This window comes from Ruegeria arenilitoris (genome assembly GCF_013032855.1).
GTDB lineage: Bacteria > Pseudomonadota > Alphaproteobacteria > Rhodobacterales > Rhodobacteraceae > Ruegeria > Ruegeria arenilitoris.
Genome location: NZ_WQDA01000002.1, coordinates 752,199 through 772,814, shown reverse-complemented (window position 1 = coordinate 772,814; position 20,616 = coordinate 752,199). Strand labels below are relative to the sequence as shown.

The following is a 20,616-nucleotide window of genomic DNA, read 5'->3' as shown; positions in this document are numbered from 1 at the left end:
GGGAACCCAGATGGATCGCGCCCAGATCGTTCACGAAAACTTCCTGACCCGCGTTGCCAACCGCGACCTGCCCGCGGGCGCGCCGCCGCGCCCGGGCCTGACTGCGCCCGAGGCGGTCTCGCTGTTCCGCTCTCAGGTCCTCAGCCGGGCGCTGGACCGCACCAGCCGGGCGATGCAGAAGGCGGGGCAGGGGTTCTACACCATCGGCTCGTCGGGGCACGAAGGCATGGCCGCCGTGGCCCATGCCCTGCGCCCGACCGACATCGCCTTTCTGCACTATCGCGACGCCGCCTTTCAGATCGCCCGGGCCGAGCAGGTGCCCGGCCAGCAGATCGCCTGGGACATGCTGCTGAGTTTCGCCTGTTCCAAGGAGGACCCGACCTCGGGCGGGCGGCACAAGGTGCTGGGCTCCAAGGCGCTGATGATCCCGCCGCAGACCTCGACCATCGCCAGCCACCTGCCCAAGGCGGTGGGGGCGGCCTATAGCCTGGGTGCGGCGCGGCGGCATGGCCCCGAACACCGACAGCTGCCCGAGGACGGCATCGCGATGTGCTCATTTGGCGACGCTTCGGCCAACCACTCCACTGCGCAGGGGGCGATCAACACTGCCGGCTGGACTAGCGTGCAATCGATCCCTCTGCCGTTGCTGTTCGTGTGCGAGGACAACGGCATCGGCATCTCGGTCAAGACGCCCAAGGGCTGGATTCAGGCCTCGATGGAGCATCGACCGGGCATCAGGTATTTTCAGGCCAACGGGCTGGACATCTATGAAACCTTCGCGGTGGCGCAGCAGGCGGCCGAATACGTCCGCACCCGGCGCAAACCGGCCTTCCTGCACCTGAAAACCGTGCGCCTCTACGGCCATGCCGGGGCGGATGTGCCCACCACCTATCTCAGCCGCGCCGAGGTCGAGGCCGACGAGGCCAACGACCCGCTGCTGCATTCGGTGCGCCTGCTGGATCAGGCCGGGGCGCTGTCGCCCGAACAGGCGCTGAATATCTATGAACAGACCTGCGCCCGCACCGACCGCATCGCGGCGCAGGCTGCCACCCGCCCACATCTGGCCACCGCCGCCGAGGTCGCGGCCAGCCTCATCCCGCCCAAGCGCCCCTGCAAACCTACCAACGGCCCCAGCGCCGAGGCCCGCGCCGCCGCCTTCGGCAGCGACCTGCGCGCGATGGACGACCCGCAGCCGATGGCGCGCCTGATCAACTGGGCGCTGACCGACCTGATGCTGGAACATGGCGAGATCGTCTGCATGGGCGAGGACGTGGGCCGCAAGGGCGGCGTCTATGGCGTGACGCAGAAGCTGCAGGCGCGTTTCGGCCCCGACCGGGTGATCGACACGCTGCTGGACGAACAGTCCATCCTTGGCCTTGCCATCGGCATGGCCCACAACGGCTTTGTCCCGATCCCCGAGATCCAGTTCCTCGCCTATCTGCACAATGCCGAGGACCAGATCCGGGGCGAGGCCGCCACGCTGCCCTTCTTCTCGAACGGGCAGTTCACCAACCCGATGGTCGTGCGGATCGCCGGGCTGGGCTACCAGAAAGGCTTTGGCGGGCATTTCCACAACGACAACTCGCTGGCCGTGCTGCGCGACATTCCGGGCGTCATCATCGCCTGCCCCTCGACCGGGGCGGACGCGGCGCGGATGCTGCGCGAATGCGTGCGCCTTGCGCGCGAGGAGCAGCGGGTGGTGGTGTTCCTGGAACCCATCGCACTCTACCCGATGCGCGACCTGCATCAGGCGCAGGACGGCGCGTGGATGACCCGCTATCCCGCGTCCGACGAACGCATCGCGCTGGGCGAGGTGGGCGTGCATGGCGACGGCACCGATCTGGCGATCGTGACCTACGGCAACGGCCATTACCTGTCGAAACAGGCCCTGCCCGAACTGCAGGGTGCGGGGCTAAACACCCGCATCATCGACATGCGCTGGCTGGCGCCGCTGCCCGAACAAGCACTGCTTGAGGCGACCAAAGGCTGCAAACACGTCCTGATCGTCGATGAATGCCGCCGCACCGGCAGCCAGTCCGAGGCGCTGATGACGCTCTTTGCCGAACAGACCGACCTGCCCACGGCCCGCGTGGTGGCCGAGGATTGCTTCATCGCCACCGGCCCCGCCTATGCCGCGCCGCTGCCTTCGAAGGATGGCATCGTGGCCGCCGCCCTGACCCTGACCGGAGCCAAGAAATGACCCGCACCGTCGTCGTGATCTGCCCCGGCCGGGGCACCTACAACAAGCCCGAGCTGGGCTATCTGCACCGTCACCATTCGAACCGCATGGAACTGTTCCGCGAATTCGACGCGATCCGCGCCGAGACGGGCCAGGAGGCGGTGACCGCTCTGGACGGCGCGTCGCGATTCTCGGTCAGCAAGTATTCCCGCGGCGACGTGGCCTCGCCGCTGATCTACGCCTCATCGCTGGCCGATGCGCAGGCGCTGGCCGAGGATATCGAGGTGGTGGCCGTCACCGGCAACTCGATGGGCTGGTATATCGCGCTGGCCGCTGCTGGCGCGCTGTCGCCGGAAAACGGGTTCCGGGTGGTCAACACCATGGGCGCGCTGATGCAGACCCACCTGATCGGCGGGCAGCTGGTCTATCCCTTCACCGGTGACGACTGGCGCGACGACCCGGCCCGAAAGGCCGAGCTCTTGGCCGAGGTGGCGCGCATCGACTCTCTGCCGGAACATGACCTCGCCCTGTCGATCGACCTGGGCGGGATGCTGGTTCTGGCCGGCAATGAGGCCGGGCTCAAGGCGTTCGAGGCCGCGCAGCCCGTGGTGCAGCAACGGTTCCCGATGCGGCTGGCCAATCACGCGGCCTTTCACACGCGCCTGCAGGCCCCCGTGGCGCAGGAGGGTCGCCGCCAACTGCCCGCCACGCTGTTCACCCAGCCCGACCTGCCGATGATCGACGGGCGCGGCAAGATCTGGTGGCCGGGGGCAACCGACACGGGCGCGCTGTGGGATTACACGCTGGGCCATCAGGTGACCGAGCCCTACGATTTCACCCGCGCGGTGCAGACCGCCGCCCGTGAATTCGCACCCGATCTGTTCATCGTCACCGGCCCTGGCGCGACATTAGGCGGCGCGGTGGCGCAATCGCTGGTGCTGGCCAACTGGCGCGGCATGTCCGACAAAGAGAGCTTTCAGGCCCTGCAGGCGCAGGACCCGTTCCTGATCGCTTTGGGGCGCGAGGATCAAAGACCTCTTGCCATCGGCTAAGCGCTCGGGGAATCTGCGCGCGCATTCAAGGACATCCCGCCCATGACCACCGACCCGGAAATCAGCCTGTGGACCAAGACCAGCCGCGAGCGGGTGGATGCCCCGCCCCTGACCGGGCCTGTCACGGTGGACCTTGCCGTGATCGGCGGCGGCTATACGGGCTGCTCGGCGGCGCTGCACGCGGCGCAGGCGGGGGCGTCGGTCTGTCTGCTCGAGTCGCTTGAGATCGGCCATGGCGGGTCGGGCCGCAATGTCGGGCTGGCCAATGCCGGGCTGTGGCTGCCCCCGGCCGAGATCCGCGCCCATCTGGGCCGTGCGGCCGGCGACCGGCTGATCACCCTGCTGGCGCAGGCCCCGGCCGAAGTGTTCCGCCTGATCCGTGACCACGCCATCGATTGCGAGCCGGTGCAGGCCGGAACCCTGCACCTGGCCCATTCGCCCAAGGGCCTGCGCGACCTCCAAACCCGCCATCAACAGCTGTCCGCCGATGGCGCGCCGGTCGAACTGCTGTCGGCGCAGGAAACCGCCCGCCGCACCGGCAGCGAGGCGTTTCACGGCGCCATCTTCGACCCGCGCGCCGGAACGATTCAGCCGCTGGCCTATGTTCAGGGCCTCGCCCGCGCTGCGCGGCAGGCCGGGGCCGCGATCCACGCCAACAGCCCGGTGCAGGCCCTGCACCACGATGGCGAGGTCTGGCACCTGAACACGCCGCAAGGCACGGTGCGCGCCAAGGCGCTGATCCAGGCCACCAACGCCTATCACGCGGGGCTGCCTGACACCCGGCAGGACTATGTGCCGGTCTATTACTTTCAATACGCCACCGATCCGCTGCCCGAGGAGATCCGCGCCACCCTGCTGCCGGGGGGCGAGGGGTGCTGGGATACCGGGCTGATCATGACCTCGTTCCGCATGGATCAGGCCGGGCGGCTGGTGATTGGGGCGATGGGTGATCTGGGCCACGCGGGCAGTTTCGCTCATCGCGGCTGGATCACGCGGAAACTGGCGCAGATCTTTCCCGCGCTGGCCGGCCAACCGCTGAAGGACGGCTGGCACGGGCGCATCGCCATGACCTCGGACCATATCCCGAAACTGGTGCAGATCGGGCCGAACGCGCTGTCGGCGCATGGCTATTCCGGGCGCGGGATCGGGCCGGGCACGGTGTTCGGCCGCATGATGGCCGACAGTCTGCTGGCGGGCGACCCCGCCCGCCTGCCGCTGCCGCCGTTGCCTGAGCACATCGAAAGCTGGACAGGCCTGCGCCGCGCATTTTTTGAAACCGGCGCGGCGCTGACGCATCTGATCAAGGCAAGGGTTTGACCGATCAGACCGAGCGGGTGATCCCGCCATCCACCCGGATGTTCTGCCCGGTGATATAGCCGCCGCCCTCGGAGGCCAGGAACGCGATGACCGAGGCGATCTCGTCATAGCTGCGCCCGTAGCGGCCCATGGGGATCTTGGCCTTGAACTCCTCCTTTTCCGGCAGACTGTCGATGAAGCCGGGCAAGACGTTGTTCATGCGGATGTTCTCGGCGGCATATCTGTCGGCGAACAGCTTGGTGAACGCCGCCAGCCCCGCCCGGAACACGCCCGAGGTTGGAAATACCGGGTCCGGCTCAAACGCCGCGAAGGTCGAGATGTTGATGATCGCCCCGCCCTCCTGCGCCTGCATGATCGGCGTCACCAGCCGCGTGGGGCGCACGGCGTTCAGTAAATAGACATCCATCCCCTGATGCCAGTCCTTGTCGGTCAGTTCCAGCACCGGTGCGCGTGGTCCGTGCCCGGCTGAGTTCACCAGCACGTCGATCCGCCCCCAATGGGCCATCGCCGCATCCACCAGCCTCTGCAGGTCGTCATTCGACTGGTTCGAGCCGGTCACGCCCACGCCGCCCAGCTCGGCTGCCAGTGCCTCGCCCTTGCCGGACGAGGACAGGATGCCCACCCTGAACCCGTCCGCCGCCAGCCGTCGCGCCGCATCCGCGCCCATGCCGCTGCCGCCGGCGGTGATCAGAGCTACTTTTTCTGTCATCTTCGTTCTCCATTTCAATCTGCCGCCAAGATGAAGCGTGGCCGGCCGTTTGACCAATCAGTTCTTCTGCCCTAAGGCTGCAGAAAATCTACTGTGTGAGCGTCATGGCCGCCCTTCCTCCGCTGAACGCCCTTCGCGCCTTCGAGGCGTCGGCCCGTCACCTGAACTTCAGGCTGGCGGCGCAGGAACTGGGTGTCACCCAAGGGGCGGTTGCTCAGCAGGTCCGGGGCCTCGAGGCGCGGCTGGGCACCCCGTTGTTCGACCGCCTGCCGCGCGGCCTGCGGCTGACCGAGGCCGGACGGCGGTTCCACGCGCCCCTGCGCCGGGCTTTCCGACTGATCGAAGAGGCGGTCGAAGACCTGTCCGGCCAGCGCCAGATCACCTTGTCGGTCACGCCCAGCTTTGCCTCGAAATGGCTGGTGCCGCGGCTGGGTGATTTCACCGCGCGCCACCCGGATGTTTCGGTGCAGGTCGATGCGCGCGAGCGGCTGGCCGATTTCCAGACGGACGGGGTGGATATCGCGGTGCGGCAGGGCCGCGCGCCGTTTGGCGACGGCCTTGTGGCCGAGCCGCTGTTCCCCACCGAATTCGTCGTGGTCGGCAGCCCCGACCTGGCCGCGCAGGTGACATCGGCGCAAGACCTGCTCGCGCATGTATTGCTGAGCGATTCACACGGTCTGTGGCCCCTGTTTCTGGAACGTGCCGGCGTGCAGGGGCGCCCGAGGATGATGAATTTCAGCCAGACCAGCCTGGCCATCGACGCCGCCGTGGCCGGGCAGGGCTTTGCGCTGGCCAATGCGCCACTGGTCGCGGCCGAGCTTATGGCGGGGCGGTTGGTTCAACCGCTGGCGCAGGTGCTGCTGGACGATCTGGGGTTCCATATCGTCACCCCGCGCAAGCCGCGGCAGCCGGATCTGGTGGCGCTGATGCGCGACTGGCTGCGGGCTCAGTCCTGAAGCGTGGCGCCAATCGCCGCGATTTGGCCCCGCAGCCAGCGATGGGCGGGATCGTTGGCGAACCGCTGGTGCCAGACCATGTAGATCGACACAGGCTGACAATGGAAGGGCAGGGGCGCACAGTCCAGCGCCGCCAAAGGCCCTTGTTTCATCAGGGCCGTGTCGGTCGAGATCAGGTCGCTGCCCTTCACGAAGGCCGGGATCGCGTTGAAATGCGGCAGGGTCACGGTGGGCGGACGGATCTGGCTCTGGTCCACGCCGCGCATCACCGCCCGCGCGTTGCGCCCATCGGGAAACCGCACCTCGACATGGTCGGCGGCGCAATAGGCGGCCCAATCGGCGGGCGGGTCGCGGCGTTCGGCGTCGTAGAACACCATCAGGGGGCTGCTCACCAGCAGCTTTTGAAAGATGTCGGGGCCGTCCGGCGGCAGTGGTGTCAGCATCAGCTGGCACCTGTCGCTGCGCAGCAGTTCCGGGTCGGGCACGCCAGAGGGCATGAACCCCAGCCGCAGCCGCACCCCATCGGCCCGCGCCCTGCGCAGTAACTGCGGAAAGATCAGCTCGCGCGGCATGTCGTTGGTGGCGATCTGGACGGTGATCTCTTCGGACAGCGGGTCAAAGGGCCGCTCGTCGGTCAGGGCACGCATACCGTCCAGCACCCTCTGCATCGGGTCTTTCAGCGCCAGCGCCCGCTCGGTCGCGCGCAGCCCCTGGCCCGACCGCACGAACAGCGGATCGCCCAGCACCTGCCGCAGCTTGGCCAACGTGTGGCTGATGGCTGATTGCGTGACGCCCAGGCGGTCGGCGGCCTTGGACACTGAGTTTTCCTCGAGGATCGTCAGAAAGGTGCGCAGGACCTTGCCGTCCAGATCCGTGAAATCAATTTTCTTCATACCGTTTATGATCCGCCATGAATGGTATTGCTGTTCATGCCGCGCTAGGGGAAGCTTGGCAACAGGAGGCACGCGATGGGGATCCGCTTTTTCTCGGACAAGAACCGACCCGTTCACATGGGGCCTTTTCCGCTGGAACGGCTGCGGCGACAGGATGCGCTGCCCGATCTGTCGGCGCTAGCGCCCATGCCGGTGCTGAGTTTCGACCGCCCCGAGCAGCCCGACAGCATCGTCAACGCGATGGGCGAGTTTCAGGCGATGCTGGACACCATCCGCGATGGCTTCGTCAATCCGGCCCGGGCTGAGATGCCCGGCGATCCGGTCGAGCGCGCCAACCACCTGAAGGCATTTGGCTATTTCAACGATGCATCGATGATGGGTTGCGGGCCTCTGCCGCCGCAGGCGCTGCTGGACCAGCCCCGGCGCAACCCCGATATCGACCGGCTGGCCCATGCGCTGCAGACCCGGCAGACAAAGACCCTGGCCTCGGGGATCGACGTGATCATGGCCGACCTGCGCGACAGCGTCGCGGCCCAGCCGGGGCCGATCACCGCCCATCTCCATGCCATCGTGTTCCTGTACGAACATCACCGCGACCCCGATCCGGCCGAGCCCGGCGCCGAGTGGATCCTGGATGCGCAGGATCACCGCGCCTGCCTGCTGGCCACCGAAAACGCGGTGGTGATCGCCAACTACATCCGGCTTTTGGGGTATGACGCGCGGGCGCATTCGGTGATGTCCTCGGACGTGGACCTGCCGCGCCTTGCCGCCGCAGCCGGGCTGGTCTGGGCCGAGGATGGCACCGCCGTGGCCCCTTGGCTGGGGCGCCGGTTCGGGCTGGCCGCCGTGACCACCGAGATGGAAATCGCCCATGATCGACCGCTGGCCCCGCGCGACCGGCAGCCGTGGTTCCGCACCCAAGGCCCCGCGTGGTGGCTGGGCGCGGGTTTTGCCAAAAGCGCGCTGAACCGCGACCCTTTCGCCCGCCGCCGCTATGTCGATGGCGCGCACCCGTTCGAGACGCTCAAACGCGTGGACAGCCCGACCACCTATATCGACGAAGCGAACGTGGCCCGCGTGCCCAAACGCGCCGACATGTTTGCGCGGGCGCAGTTCGGCGACATGGGCAAACCGCTGCAGGACGCGGCAAAGGGCGGGCACTACGTCCGAAAATCCGCGCCCAGCTTTGCCCAACGGCGCGCGCTGGGGGCCTTCGTCCTGCTGCAGGACGGCGACAGCGCCGAGGTCGCCAGCCCCACCGATGCCGAGCGCAACGCGGCGAACATTAAGGCGGCCAGCTATTTCCTGAGCGTCGATGCCGTGGGCCTCTGCCGCTGCCCCGAATGGGCGTGGTATTCCCACGACGCTACCGGCGAGGAAATCTTGCCGCCCCACGATCAGGCCGTCAGCATGATCATCGACCAGGGCTATGAAACGATGGAGGGCGCTTCCGGCGATGACTGGATCAGCGTCGCCCAGTCGATGCGCGCCTATCTGCGGTTCTCGCTGCTGGGTGGGGTATTGGCCCGTCAGATCCGCAATCTGGGCTACAAGGCCAAGGCGCATACGGTGATGGATGGCGAAGTGCTGCAGCCGCCGCTGCTGTTGCTGTCGGGGCTGGGCGAGGTCAGCCGCATCGGCGAGGTCATTCTGAACCCGTTCCTGGGCCCGCGCCTGAAATCGGGTGTGGTGACCACCGACATGCCCATGACCCACGACAAGCCCATCGACTTTGGCCTGCAGCGGTTCTGCGAAAGCTGCAACAAATGTGCTCGCGAATGCCCCTCGGGGGCGATCACCGCCGGGCCCAAGCTGATGTTCAACGGCTACGAGATCTGGAAATCCGACAGCCAGAAATGCGCCACCTACCGGATCACCACGCCCGGCGGGGCGATGTGCGGGCGCTGCATGAAGACCTGCCCCTGGAACCTGGAAGGGCTGTTCGCCGAACGCCCCTTCCGCTGGGCTGCGATGACCATTCCCGCCGCTGCGCCCGCGCTGGCGAAACTGGACGATGCGCTGGGCAATGGCGGGCTGAACGACACCAAGAAATGGTGGTGGGATCTGGAACTGCAGCCCGACGGCGCCTATCGGCCCACAGCGCACCCGCTGAACCGGCGCGATCTGCAAAAGGATCTTGACCTGAAATACGAGGATCAGACGCTGGCCGTCTATCCCGCCCCCATTGCGCCGCATCCCTGGCCCTATCCCTTTGCGATGGACCGCGAAGCCGGGATTGCCGCCTATCAGGCGATGGTCACCGCCGAGGAGTACAAGGCGCGTCTGGCCGCCGGAGACCTGTCGGTGGTTCATCGCTACACGATCTCCGGCGACGCCCCGGTCATGCGGGTCGAGGTGACCAAGGTCGAGAAGATGACGCCGGATGTCAGCAAATACGAATTCTCGGCCCCGGACGGTGCGCCCTTGCCGGATTGGACGGCCGGCGCGCATCTGGACGTGTTGGTGGCGCCGGAATTTCTGCGGCAATACTCGATGTCCGGGGACCCGGCCGACCGCATGACCTATCAGATCGGGGTCCTGCGCGAGGATCAGGGCCGCGGCGGATCGGCCCTGCTGCACCGGATCTTCACGCCGGGCCGCAAGGTGTTCGTGTCAAAGCCGATCAATCATTTCCAACTGGACGAGACCGCCTCCCGCACTCTGCTGATGGGCGGCGGCATCGGCATCACCCCGATGATCGCCTTCGCGCATCGCCTGAACGCGCTGGGCCGCGATTTCGATCTGCATTATTCCGTCCCCTCACGGGAAAAGGCCGGGTATCTGGCCGATCTGGCCGCCGCGCCCTGGGCGGATCGCGTGCATCTGCATGTCTCGGACGAGGGCACCCGCGCCGACCTAGACACGATCCTGGCGGGCTATCGCGACGGCTGGCATGTCTATACCTGCGGCCCGGACCGCTACATGGAGGCGGTGATGCAGGCTGCCGAATGTCAGGGCTGGCCCGAGGAGGCCCGGCATCTGGAGTATTTCTCGGTGCCCGAGCAGCCCGATTTTGAAAACCACCCGTTCACCTTGCGGCTGGCACGGTCAGGGCGTGACCTCGAGGTGCCCGTCGACAAAGACGCGGCGCAGGTGCTGAACGAGGCCGGCATCCATGTCGACGTGAAATGCGCCGACGGCATCTGCGGCGTCTGCAAATGCGGGCTGATTGCGGGCGAGGTCGAGCATCGCGATTTCGTCCTGTCGCGCAATCAGCGGGAATCGGCACTGATTCTGTGCCAGAGCCGCGCGGCCGAGCCGGGCGGGGTGGTCGAGATCGACCTCTGACCCCGGTCGGAAAGCGACATTTTCAGGCGAAAAAATAGGTCGCGCGGGCCATGGACGCCGCCGCGCGGCTGCTCTAACGTCGCCCCAAACCCAGTGAACCCTGACCAACAGGCGCGAGGTACAATCATGCAATATCACCGCCCCGCCAGCTTTGCCGAAGCTTCGGATCTGGCTGCCCATGCTACGGGCATCACGCGGTTTCTGGCCGGCGGCACCGACGTTCTGGTGCAACTGCGGTCCGAGATCGTGACCCCCGACACCCTGATCGACATCAAGGCCATCGACGGGGTGCGCGACATCGCCCGCCACGCCGACGGCAGCTGGACGCTGGGCGTGGCCGTCACCGGCGCCGAGATGAGCGAACATCCCCAACTGGGCCGCGAGTGGCCCGGTGTGGTCGAGGCGATGGACCTGATCGGTTCGACCCAGGTTCAGGGCCGTGCCACGCTGACGGGCAACTTGTGCAACGGCTCGCCCGCAGCCGACTCGGTTCCGGCCATGGTGGCCGCAGGGGTTACGGCGACGGTGACCGGCCCCGCGGGCGATCGGGTCGTGGCGGTCGAGGACATCCCGACCGGCCCCGGCAAGACCTCGCTGGCGCAGGGCGAACTGATCTCGGCTCTGCACATCCCGGCGCGGGGCGCGAGTGGCGGCGACGCCTATCTGCGCTTCATTCCGCGCACCGAGATGGACATCGCCGTGGTCGGCGTGGGCGTGAACCTGCGCGTCGATGGTGACACGATCACCGAGGCCCGCGTTGCGCTGGGGGCCGTGGCGCCCACCGTCCTGCTGGTCGAAGACTGCACCCGGGCGCTGATCGGCACCACGCTGGACCATGCCGCGCTGGCGGCGCTGGCCGCCGCCGCCTCGGCGGCCTGCAAACCCATCGACGATAAGCGCGGCACGATCGAATTTCGAACCGAAGTGGCCGGCGTTCTGGCAAAACGCGCTGCGAAAATCGCCTATGCCCGCGCCAAGGGAGAGACCGCATGACCAAGCATCACGTCACCACCACCGTCAACGGCGACACGGTCGAATACCTGTGCGACGCGCGCGAAACCCTACTGGACTGTCTGCGCGACAAGCTGAACCTGACCGGCGCCAAGGAAGGCTGCGGCACCGGCGATTGCGGCGCCTGCTCGGTCACGCTGGACGGGCGGCTCGTCTGTTCCTGCCTGGTGCTGGGGGTTGAGGCCGAGGGCAAGCAGATCGAAACCATCGAAGGCATGGCCCGGGACGAAACCCTGCACCCCTTGCAGCGCAAGTTCATCGACCATGCCGCGCTGCAATGCGGGGTCTGCACACCGGGCGTTCTGGTCGCCGCCAAGGCGCTGCTGGAAAAGAACCCCGACCCGACCGAGGAAGAGGCCCGCTATTGGCTGGCCGGCAACCTGTGCCGCTGCACGGGTTATGACAAGATCATCCGCGCCGTTCTGGAGACGGCCGCCGAGCTGCGGGAGGCTTCGTAATGGCACTCGACGATCGCAAGTCGCGTTTCACCTTCGTGGGCACCCGCCCGAACCGTCCCGACGGGTTGGACAAGGTCACCGGCCGCGCCCGGTTCGGGGCTGACGTGACCGCGCCGGGCATGCTGTTCGGCGCCATCCTGCGCTCGCCCCACGCCCATGCGCGGATCGTTCGGATCGACACCTCGAAGGCCGAGGCGCATCGGGACGTGAAAGCCGTGGTCACCCGCGCCGATTTTGCCGATGTCCCGTTCAAGCCCGGGCTCGAGGGCGAGTTCTGGAACGTTCTGGAAAACGTCATGGCCGGGGAAAAGGCGCTTTATGACGGGCACGCGGTGGCGGCGGTTGCGGCCAGCTCGGCGCTGGCGGCGCGGGATGCGCTCAAGCTGATCGAGGTCGAATACGAGGTGCTGCCTCATGTCACCGACGTGGACAAGGCGATGGCGCCCGACGCTCCGGTGATCCGCGAGGGCGCGGCCGACTATTCGGTGCCCGAGGGGATGCACCCCAACGTCGTGCGCTATCACGAAAGCGGGCATGGCGATGTCGAGGCGGGTTTTGCCGAGGCCGATCTGGTGATCGAGGATCACTTCGTCACCGAGGCCACCCACCAGGGCTATATCGAACCGCACGCCTGCCTTGCCTCGCTGGGCGCTGACGGCAAGGGCGAGCTATGGTGCTGCACCCAGGGCCACTGGATCGTGCAGAAGACCTGCGCGGCGCTGCTGGGGATCGAAACCGCGCAGCTGCGCGTGACCGCATCGGAAATCGGCGGCGGGTTCGGCGGCAAGACCACCGTGTTCATCGAACCGGTGGCGCTGGCGCTGTCGCGCAAGGCCAACCGTCCGGTCAAGATCGTGATGTCCCGGTCCGAGGTTCTGCGGGCCACGGGGCCTACGGCATCGGCCTCGATGGACGTCAAGATCGGAATGAAAAAAGACGGCACCATCACCGCCGCTCAGGGCGTGTTCCGCCTGCAGGGCGGTGCCTTTCCGGGTGCGCCGGGCGACATGACCGCAATGTGCGCCTTTGCGCCCTACAACCTGACCAATGTGCGGCAGGTGGGGTATGACGTCATGTCCAACCGCCCGAAACAGGCCGCCTATCGCGCGCCCGGCGCGCCGATGGGGGCGTTTGCGGTGGAGTCGGTCATCGACGAGCTGTGCAAGAAACTGGGCCTCGACCCGATCGAGGTTCGCCTGAAGAACGCCGCGCGCGAGGGCACCAAGGCCAGCTATGGCCCCACCTATGACCGGATCGGCCTGGTCGAGACGCTCGAGGCCGCCAAGGGCCACCCGCATTATTCCGCGCCGCTGAAGCCGGGACAGGGGCGGGGCGTTGCCTGCGGGTTCTGGTTCAACCACGGGGGCGAGACCTCGGTGTCGCTGGCCCTGTCCGAGGACGGCTCGGCGCAGCTGATGGTCGGCACGCCCGATATCGGCGGCTCGCGCGCGTCGATGGCGCTGATGGCGGCCGAGGTGCTGGGTATTCCGTACGAGAACATCCGCGTGACCATCGCCGACACCGCCACGCTGGGTTACAACGACGTCAGCCACGGCTCGCGCGTGACCTATGCCAGCGGTCTGGCCACGATCAAGGCGGCGCAGCACGCGGTTGAGAAACTATGCGAACGCGCGGCGGCCAAATGGGGCATCCCCGTGGACGCGGTGAAATGGGAAAACGGCTGCGCGGTGCCGTCCGGCCCCAACGCGGGCGATTTCGACCCGCTGCCGCTGGCCGAGATCACCGCCGACATGGGGCGCACAGGTGGGCCGATCTCGGGCCATTTCGAGGCGACCCCCGAAGGCGCAGGCGTGTCCTTCGGCACCCATATCGTCGATGCCGAGGTCGATCCCGAAACCGGCAAGACCTCGATCACCCGCTACACGGTCATCCAGGACGCGGGCAAGGCGATCCACCCCGCCTATGTCGAGGGCCAGTACCAGGGCGGCGCGGCGCAAGGCATCGGCTGGGCGCTGAACGAGGAATACATCTATGGCGAGGATGGCCGGCTGCAGAATCCGGTGTTCCTCGACTACCGTATCCCGGTGGCCAGCGACCTGCCGATGATCGACACCGTGATCGTCGAAGTGCCCAATCCGGGCCACCCGTTCGGCGTACGTGGCGTGGGTGAAACCGGCATCGTGCCGCCGCTGGCGGCCATCGCGAATGCGGTCTCGAACGCGGCGGGCGTGCGGATGCGACAACTGCCGATGTCGCCGCCGCGCATTCTGGCCGCGCTCAAGGGCAATGGTTGAGGTCCATCTCTGGTCCGGTCTCCGGTCGCTGACCGGGGGGCAGGAAGTGGTGCGGGTTCAGGCTGCGACAACCGGCGAGCTGCTGCGCGAACTGGTGCGCCTCCATCCGCAATTGCAGGCGCCGATCGACGCGGGCGTGTCCGTTGCCGTCAATGGCCGGATCATTGCAGCGGGTCTGTCCGAACCCATTCCCGAAGGTGCCGAAGTCTATCTGATGCAGAGGTTGCGGGGCGGGTAGCCCCGTGAAATCGGCGGGGGAGGACCGGAAGCCCCGGTCTTGAATTCGGCGCTTCGGCCTCACCCCTGGTCCTACCGAAGTACCCCCTCGTTAAAAAAACACCATCAAACGGATCGGCAGGATTGATCCGCTATGTATTGCAATATTGGCATTAGTATTGCGGGAAGGTGTCAGATGTGTGTGATTTCCGGCCATGCGTGGTTGACGTAGGGGAAGTTGCGCCTGCAAAGATATCGAGGCGTCGTGCAGCGGAATCCTGGTAAAAACTGGAAGATGGTGCTGCTGGAGAGAATTGAACTCTCGACCTCTCCCTTACCAAGGGAGTGCTCTACCTCTGAGCTACAGCAGCGCTGTGGGCGGGTGATTAGACTCAAACGAAACGGGGCGCAAGGGTCTCTGGACGGTTTTTTTCGCCTCCTGTAGAGAAAGATCATGGCAGAGAAAAAATCACCCAAAAAACACGGACAATCCGGATCCGCGCGCGAAGATCGGCTCAAGGCTGCCCTCAAGGCAAACCTGGCGCGGCGCAAGGCGCAGGCCAAGGCGCGCAGCGCACAGGATGACCGGCCGGGACAGCACAAGGACTAAGAGCAGATGGATTCGATTCTGGTAACGGGCAACGGGCCGCTTCACGGCCAAATTCCGATCGCGGGGGCCAAGAATGCCTGTCTGACGCTGATGCCGGCCACGTTGCTCAGCGAAGATCCGCTGACGCTGACCAACGCGCCGCGTCTGAGTGACATCAAGACCATGACCGCGCTGCTGCAGTCGCTGGGGGCCGAGGTGTCGGCCCTGCAGGACGGGCAGGTTCTGGCGATGTCCAGCCATGATCTGACCAGTCACACGGCCGATTACGAGATCGTGCGCAAAATGCGGGCCTCGAACCTTGTTCTGGGGCCGCTATTGGCGCGTTTCGGGCAGGCCGTGGTGTCGCTGCCGGGCGGCTGTGCCATCGGGGCGCGGCCGATGGACCTGCATGTCGAGGGGCTGGAAGCACTGGGTGCCGAAATCGAGTTGAAGGACGGCTACCTGCACGCCAAGGCGCCAGGTGGAATGAAGGGCGCGGTGCATGAAATGCGCTTTGCCTCAGTGGGTGCCACCGAGAACATCGTCATGGCCGCGACGCTGGCCAAGGGCACCACGGTTCTGAAAAACGCCGCACGCGAGCCCGAGATCGTGGATCTGGTTCAATGCCTGCGCAGCATGGGCGCGCAGATTGACGGCGAGGGCACCTCGACCATTGAGATCCAGGGTGTCGACCGCCTGCACGGGGCCACGCACCAGGTGGTCACCGATCGGATCGAGCTGGGTACCTACATGCTGGCCCCCGCCGTTTGCGGCGGTGAGGTCGAACTGCTGGGCGGCCGCCTGTCACTGGTCGAATCCTTCGTCGAGAAGCTGACGGCCGCCGGGGTGGATGTCGCCGAGACGAAAAAAGGTCTGAAGGTCTCTCGCAAGAATGGCCGGGTGCGCGCCGTGGACGTGGTGACCGAGCCGTTCCCGGGCTTTCCTACCGATCTGCAGGCGCAAATGATGGCGCTGATGTGCACGGCCGAGGGAACCTCGGTGCTGGAGGAGCGGATTTTCGAGAACCGCTTCATGCACGCCCCTGAACTGGTGCGCATGGGCGCGCAGATCGAGGTGCATGGCGGCACCGCGACGGTGACCGGGGTCGAGCGTCTTAAGGGTGCGCCAGTCATGGCCACCGATCTGCGGGCCTCGGTCTCGCTGATCCTGGCCGGGTTGGCGGCCGAGGGCGAAACAACCGTCAGCCGGGTCTATCATCTGGACCGCGGATATGAGCATGTGGTCCGCAAGCTGGAAGGCGTGGGCGCGAAAATAGAACGGATCAAGGGCTGATGGCAGACGCAACATTCGAAGACGGGCGCGAGGCGCCGCTGAACCTTGGCGCATTGGATGCCGAGGACCTCAAGGTGATCGCAACGCTGACGCAGGACGCGGTTTTTCCGGTCAGCGAAATGACCTGGCAACCAGCTCGCCGCCGCTTTGCCTTGCTGCTCAACCGGTTCCGGTGGGAGGACAAGGAAGCAGCCGAGCGCCGTGGTCGGGAATTCGAGCGGGTGCAGTCGCTGCTGGTATTCGACTCGGTCCTGTCGGTGTCCAGCCAGGGGGTTGATCGATCCGACAAGGACCTGATCCTCTCGGTTCTTGATATCGAGTTCCACCCTTCGGAAGATGGCACAGGCGAGGTGCTGCTTGTGCTGGCCGGGGATGGCGCGATCCGTTTGACGGTGGAAGCGGTTGAGGCAACGCTCAAGGATGTGACGCGCCCCTATCGTGCGCCTTCGGGCAAGGCGCCTCGGCACCCGGACTGACATGCAGAACAAGCGTGGCATTTCGCAGGCGCTGTCTCCGGGGCAGGCCGGCGTGTCGCTGCGCCGGGCCACCGTGTTCGACGTGTTCGGGTTGAGTCAGGTTCTGGTACGCTCCGTCACCTGGCTGTGTGAGGCCGACCACGGAAATCAACCAGACAAGATCGCGGCATGGACAGCCAACAAGGACCCGCAGTCCGTTCGCAACTGGATCATCTCCAGCACCCAGATCTGGCTGGCCGAGCGGAACGGAAATGTGGCCGCCGTCGGTGGGCTGCGCGCACCGGCCGAGATTTCGCTGCTTTATGTCGATCCGGGCCACGCAGGGCAGGGGGTCGGTGCCGCGTTGCTGTCCCGGCTCGAGGCCGAACTGGCCCTGTCCGGGGTCACCACTGTTCATTTGATGTCAACCAAGACCGCGCTGGACTTCTATCGCCGTTACGGTTGGGTCACGGCGGGGCAGCCCGCGGACTGGAACGGCATTCCCCAATTTCCCCTGCGCAAATCGCTGCACCCCTCGGGCTGAGGGTTGAGGCCCGCCCCGGCGGGCGATAAGACCCGTTCAAACGCCCCGGAGTACGCAAATGCCCGTTTTCCTCGACACGACATCCGCCGATTTCGAAACCGGTTTCCAAGCCCTTCTGTCCGCCAAACGCGAAGACAGCCCCGATGTCGACGCGGTCGTGGCGCAGATCATCGCCGACGTGCGGTCGCGCGGCGATGCTGCGGTGATCGAGTTGACGGCGAAATTCGACCGGTTGCAGCTGACGCCGGACACGCTGGCCTTCAGCGCCGCCGAGGTGACGCAGGCCATCGCGACCGTCAGCGACGATGACCGCGCGGCGCTGGAACTGGCCGCCGCGCGCATCCGCGCCTATCACGAGCGCCAGATGCTGCAGGATCAGGAATGGACCGACGAGGCGGGCGCCACGCTGGGCTGGCGCTGGTCGGCGGTCTCTGCCGCGGGGCTTTACGTTCCCGGCGGGCTGGCTTCCTATCCGTCCTCGGTGCTGATGAATGCCATTCCCGCCAAGGTGGCCGGGGTCGAGCGGCTGGCCATCGTGGTGCCCACGCCGGACGGGCAAGTCAACCCGCTGGTGCTGCTGGCCGCGCGCCTGTCGGGCGTCGACGAGATCTATCGTATCGGCGGCGCGCAGGCGATTGCGGCGCTGGCCTATGGCACGGAAACCATCGCGCCGGTGGACAAGATCACCGGGCCCGGCAACGCCTTCGTGGCGGCGGCCAAACGGCGGGTGTTCGGCAAGGTGGGCATCGACATGATCGCCGGCCCCTCCGAAATTCTGGTGATCGCGGACAAGGACAACGACCCCGACTGGATCGCGCTGGACCTGCTCAGCCAGGCCGAGCATGACGAAAGCGCCCAGTCGATCCTGATCACTGACAACGCCGCTTTCGGCTGCGCGGTGGCCGAGGCGGTGGAAAAACGGCTGGAGACGCTCGAACGACGCGCGATCGCCGGGGCGAGCTGGCGCGACTTTGGTGCGGTGATCACTGTGCGCGACCTGCACGAAGCCGCCGCGCTGTCGAACCGCATCGCACCCGAACACCTTGAACTGTGCGTGGCCGATCCGGTGGCGCTCAGCCAAAAGACGATCCATGCCGGCGCGATCTTTCTGGGCCAGTACACGCCCGAGGCCATCGGCGACTATGTCGGCGGGCCGAACCATGTTCTGCCCACCGCACGCTCGGCCCGGTTTTCGTCGGGGCTCAGCGTGATGGATTTCCTCAAACGCACCACGCTCAGCCACATGACCCCCGAGGCTCTGCGCGCCATCGGCCCGGCGGCCGAGCAGCTGGCGCGGTCGGAAAGCCTGGAGGCGCACGGGCTATCCGTGGGTGCTCGGCTCAAGCGGCTGAACGGTTGACGGCCATCTGACCTTGCGTCCGGCCCGTTTCCCGCGTTGTCCCGCGGGCATAGGTGCGCTAGGTCTGGCCTGACCTGAACGGAAGTCGATGACCATGACCCGCATTTCGCATATCGAACTGGACGATCGAAACCTGCCACCGCCGACGCCCGAGATCGAGCAGGAGCGCAAGGTTGCGATCTATGACCTGCTCGAGGAAAATTCGTTTGCCCTGCCCAAACGTGACGACCGGCTGGTGCCCGACGGCCCCTATCACGTGCAACTGTCGATCCGCGACAAGCGGCTGGTGTTCGACGTCACCACCGAAGACAGCCAGAAAGCCGCCGAGTTCCATCTGTCACTGGGTCCGTTCCGGCAGGTGGTCAAGGACTACTTCCAGATCTGCGAAAGCTATTTCGATGCGGTCAAGACCCTGCCGCCCAGCCAGATCGAAACCATCGACATGGCCCGGCGCGGCATCCACAACGAAGGCAGCCGGGTCCTGCAGGAACGGCTCGAGGGCAAGGCTGAGATCGACACCGACACCGCCCGCCGCCTGTTCACGCTGATCTGCGTGCTTCATTTCGGAGGCTGACGGGTGAAGCCTCTGCCGCATTCGGTCCTGTTCTGCTGCGACCACAACGCGGTGCGCTCGCCCATGGCTGAAGGCATCATGAAGAAATTCTACGGCACGGGCACATATGTGCAGTCGGCCGGGGTACACAACGACCTGGAAATCGACGGGTTCAGCATCGCCGTCTGCCAGGAGATCGACGTGGAACTGTCACGCCACCGGTCGCGGTCGTTCGACGAGATGCAGGAATGGGGGGATGACCTAGGATCATTCGACCTAATCGTGGCCCTGTCGCCTGCCAGCCAGCGCAAAGCGCTGGAGCTGACGCGGGTTTTTCACCTCGATGTCGATTATTGGCCAATAATGGACCCTACCGGACTGGGCGAAACGCGCGAGGAAAAGCTACACCATTACCGTCAGACCCGCGATCAGATCATCAAACACCTGAAGGATCGCTGGGGGGAACCTACGGAGATCGCATGACCCAGACCGTCCAAGCCTATTTCGTTGCCTTCAACGCCGGGGATGTGGCCGGCATGCTGACCTGCCTGTCCGACGATGTGGCCCATCACGTGAACGAAGGCCAGATCCGGGTGGGCAAAGACAAATTCGCCGAATTCTGCGCTCATATGAACCGCTGTTACCGCGAGACCCTGAGCGATATGGTGATCTTCGAGGCCGAGGGCGGCACCCGCGCGGCCGCCGAATACATCGTCAACGGCACCTATCTGGAAACCGATGCCGGCCTGCCCGTGGCCTCGGGTCAAACCTATCGCCTGCCCGCCGGCTCGTTCTTTGACCTCAAGGACGGCAAGATCACCCGCGTGACCACTTATTACAATCTGGCTGACTGGGTGAAACAGGTGTCGGGTGGCTGAGGTCACGCGGGTCCGCGCGCTGACAGGGCCGGCGCTCGAGGCGGCGCTGGACGACGTGGCGCGCCTACGCATTTCGGTGTTCCGCGACTGGCCATATCTCTATGACGGCGATCTGGACTACGAGCGCAGATACCTGCAATCCTATCGCGACAGCGACCGGGCGATCGTCGTCGGCGCCTTTGACGGCGAAAGGCTTGTGGGGGCCGCGACCGGCGCGCCGCTGATCGACCATGCCGAGGATTTCGCCGCCGCTTTCGACGGCACCGGGCTGGACCTGTCTCAGATCTTCTACTGCGCCGAATCCGTGCTGCTGCCCGACTATCGGGGGCAGGGCGTCGGGCATGCGTTCTTTGATCTACGCGAGGGTCACGCGCGGGACTTGGGCTTTGCCAAATGTGCCTTTTGCGGCGTGCAGCGTCCGGGCGACCACCCGATGCGGCCGGCCGGCTATCGGCCGCTCGACCTGTTCTGGCGCGCGCGGGGCTATGCGCCCTTGCCCGGCGTGATCGCCCGGTTTTCGTGGAAGGATCTGGGCAAGGACTCGGAAACCCTCAAACCGTTGCAGTTCTGGATCAGGGATTTGTGAACCCGCCGCAACGCGTTGCTTATG

Annotated in this window: 20 protein-coding genes and 1 tRNA gene; 18 read left to right on the top strand and 3 right to left on the bottom strand. The window is 66.1% G+C overall.

Features of this window, described 5'->3' with window-relative positions:
* Window positions 1–10 precede the first annotated feature (10 nt).
* From GOW72_RS10035 to GOW72_RS10025, 3 genes are read left to right on the top strand one after another with little or no spacing between them, the layout of a single operon-like run.
* Window positions 11–2,200, top strand: a complete 2,190-nt coding sequence (locus tag GOW72_RS10035; RefSeq protein ID WP_170366728.1) for a dehydrogenase E1 component subunit alpha/beta — start codon at window positions 11–13, stop codon at window positions 2,198–2,200.
* The gene (locus GOW72_RS10030; protein WP_170366727.1) at window positions 2,197–3,231 is read left to right on the top strand and encodes an ACP S-malonyltransferase; all 1,035 of its coding nucleotides are present in this window, start codon (window positions 2,197–2,199) and stop codon (window positions 3,229–3,231) included. The genes GOW72_RS10035 and GOW72_RS10030 overlap by 4 nt, the downstream gene beginning before the upstream one ends.
* 42 nt (window positions 3,232–3,273) lie before the next feature.
* Window positions 3,274–4,548, top strand: coding sequence for an NAD(P)/FAD-dependent oxidoreductase (locus GOW72_RS10025; protein ID WP_170366726.1), 1,275 nt, complete (start codon window positions 3,274–3,276; stop codon window positions 4,546–4,548).
* A 4-nt stretch (window positions 4,549–4,552) separates the two neighbouring features.
* Here GOW72_RS10025 and GOW72_RS10020 read toward each other — a convergent pair whose 3' ends face one another.
* Window positions 4,553–5,257, bottom strand: coding sequence for an SDR family oxidoreductase (locus GOW72_RS10020; RefSeq protein WP_170366725.1), 705 nt, complete (start codon window positions 5,255–5,257; stop codon window positions 4,553–4,555).
* Between the two features lie 104 nt (window positions 5,258–5,361).
* On the opposite strand from GOW72_RS10020, the gene GOW72_RS10015 reads away from it, so the two are divergent.
* Window positions 5,362–6,213: a LysR substrate-binding domain-containing protein gene (locus GOW72_RS10015; RefSeq protein WP_170366724.1), complete on the top strand. Its 852-nt coding sequence runs from the start codon at window positions 5,362–5,364 to the stop codon at window positions 6,211–6,213.
* Here GOW72_RS10015 and GOW72_RS10010 read toward each other — a convergent pair.
* Window positions 6,204–7,106, bottom strand: coding sequence for a LysR family transcriptional regulator (locus tag GOW72_RS10010; RefSeq protein ID WP_170366723.1), 903 nt, complete (start codon window positions 7,104–7,106; stop codon window positions 6,204–6,206). The two genes, GOW72_RS10015 and GOW72_RS10010, sit on opposite strands and share 10 nt — an antisense overlap.
* Window positions 7,107–7,181: 75 nt before the next feature.
* Here GOW72_RS10010 and GOW72_RS10005 point away from each other — a divergent pair, with 75 nt between their 5' ends.
* The 5 genes from GOW72_RS10005 (at window position 7,182) to GOW72_RS09985 (ending at window position 14,356) form a co-directional block, all read left to right on the top strand.
* Window positions 7,182–10,394 carry a reductive dehalogenase gene (locus GOW72_RS10005; protein WP_170366722.1) on the top strand — a complete coding sequence of 1,071 codons (3,213 nt, stop codon included), beginning with the start codon at window positions 7,182–7,184 and terminating at the stop codon, window positions 10,392–10,394.
* A 126-nt stretch (window positions 10,395–10,520) separates the two neighbouring features.
* On the top strand, window positions 10,521–11,387 hold the full coding sequence (locus GOW72_RS10000) for an FAD binding domain-containing protein (protein WP_170366721.1): 867 nt from the start codon (window positions 10,521–10,523) through the stop codon (window positions 11,385–11,387).
* On the top strand, window positions 11,384–11,863 hold the full coding sequence (locus GOW72_RS09995) for a (2Fe-2S)-binding protein (protein ID WP_170366720.1): 480 nt from the start codon (window positions 11,384–11,386) through the stop codon (window positions 11,861–11,863). Before GOW72_RS10000 ends, GOW72_RS09995 begins: the two co-directional genes overlap by 4 nt.
* Window positions 11,863–14,118: a xanthine dehydrogenase family protein molybdopterin-binding subunit gene (locus tag GOW72_RS09990; RefSeq protein ID WP_170366719.1), complete on the top strand. Its 2,256-nt coding sequence runs from the start codon at window positions 11,863–11,865 to the stop codon at window positions 14,116–14,118. The genes GOW72_RS09995 and GOW72_RS09990 overlap by 1 nt, the downstream gene beginning before the upstream one ends.
* Entirely contained in the window at window positions 14,111–14,356 is a 246-nt protein-coding gene (locus GOW72_RS09985) for a MoaD/ThiS family protein (RefSeq protein WP_170366718.1), read from the top strand. Before GOW72_RS09990 ends, GOW72_RS09985 begins: the two co-directional genes overlap by 8 nt.
* A gap of 274 nt (window positions 14,357–14,630) precedes the next feature.
* On the opposite strand, the gene GOW72_RS09980 is transcribed toward GOW72_RS09985, so the two are convergent.
* A tRNA-Thr gene (locus GOW72_RS09980) sits at window positions 14,631–14,705 on the bottom strand.
* 83 nt (window positions 14,706–14,788) lie between these two features.
* Here GOW72_RS09980 and GOW72_RS09975 point away from each other — a divergent pair.
* The 9 genes from GOW72_RS09975 to GOW72_RS09935 all read left to right on the top strand — a co-directional run bounded on the left by GOW72_RS09975 (window position 14,789) and on the right by GOW72_RS09935 (window position 20,592).
* The gene (locus GOW72_RS09975; protein WP_170337448.1) at window positions 14,789–14,944 is read left to right on the top strand and encodes a hypothetical protein; all 156 of its coding nucleotides are present in this window, start codon (window positions 14,789–14,791) and stop codon (window positions 14,942–14,944) included.
* A gap of 6 nt (window positions 14,945–14,950) precedes the next feature.
* On the top strand, window positions 14,951–16,216 hold the full coding sequence (gene murA, locus GOW72_RS09970; RefSeq protein WP_170366717.1) for a UDP-N-acetylglucosamine 1-carboxyvinyltransferase: 1,266 nt from the start codon (window positions 14,951–14,953) through the stop codon (window positions 16,214–16,216).
* Entirely contained in the window at window positions 16,216–16,692 is a 477-nt protein-coding gene (locus GOW72_RS09965) for a DUF2948 family protein (protein WP_170366716.1), read from the top strand. Before murA ends, GOW72_RS09965 begins: the two co-directional genes overlap by 1 nt.
* Before the next feature lies 1 nt (window position 16,693).
* The gene (locus tag GOW72_RS09960) at window positions 16,694–17,215 is read left to right on the top strand and encodes a GNAT family N-acetyltransferase (protein ID WP_217358125.1); all 522 of its coding nucleotides are present in this window, start codon (window positions 16,694–16,696) and stop codon (window positions 17,213–17,215) included.
* Between the two features lie 58 nt (window positions 17,216–17,273).
* A complete protein-coding gene (hisD, locus tag GOW72_RS09955) occupies window positions 17,274–18,575 on the top strand; it encodes a histidinol dehydrogenase (RefSeq protein ID WP_170366715.1) in 1,302 nt (433 codons plus the stop codon).
* 94 nt (window positions 18,576–18,669) lie between these two features.
* Window positions 18,670–19,149, top strand: a complete 480-nt coding sequence (locus tag GOW72_RS09950; RefSeq protein WP_093962859.1) for a UPF0262 family protein — start codon at window positions 18,670–18,672, stop codon at window positions 19,147–19,149.
* 3 nt (window positions 19,150–19,152) lie between these two features.
* Window positions 19,153–19,611 (top strand): arsenate-mycothiol transferase ArsC, encoded by a 459-nt coding sequence (locus tag GOW72_RS09945; RefSeq protein WP_170358064.1) that lies wholly within the window; start codon window positions 19,153–19,155, stop codon window positions 19,609–19,611.
* Window positions 19,608–20,006 carry a ketosteroid isomerase-related protein gene (locus tag GOW72_RS09940; RefSeq protein ID WP_170366714.1) on the top strand — a complete coding sequence of 133 codons (399 nt, stop codon included), beginning with the start codon at window positions 19,608–19,610 and terminating at the stop codon, window positions 20,004–20,006. The genes GOW72_RS09945 and GOW72_RS09940 overlap by 4 nt, the downstream gene beginning before the upstream one ends.
* Window positions 19,999–20,592: a GNAT family N-acetyltransferase gene (locus GOW72_RS09935; RefSeq protein WP_170366713.1), complete on the top strand. Its 594-nt coding sequence runs from the start codon at window positions 19,999–20,001 to the stop codon at window positions 20,590–20,592. The genes GOW72_RS09940 and GOW72_RS09935 overlap by 8 nt, the downstream gene beginning before the upstream one ends.
* The last annotated feature ends 24 nt before the right edge of the window (window positions 20,593–20,616 follow it).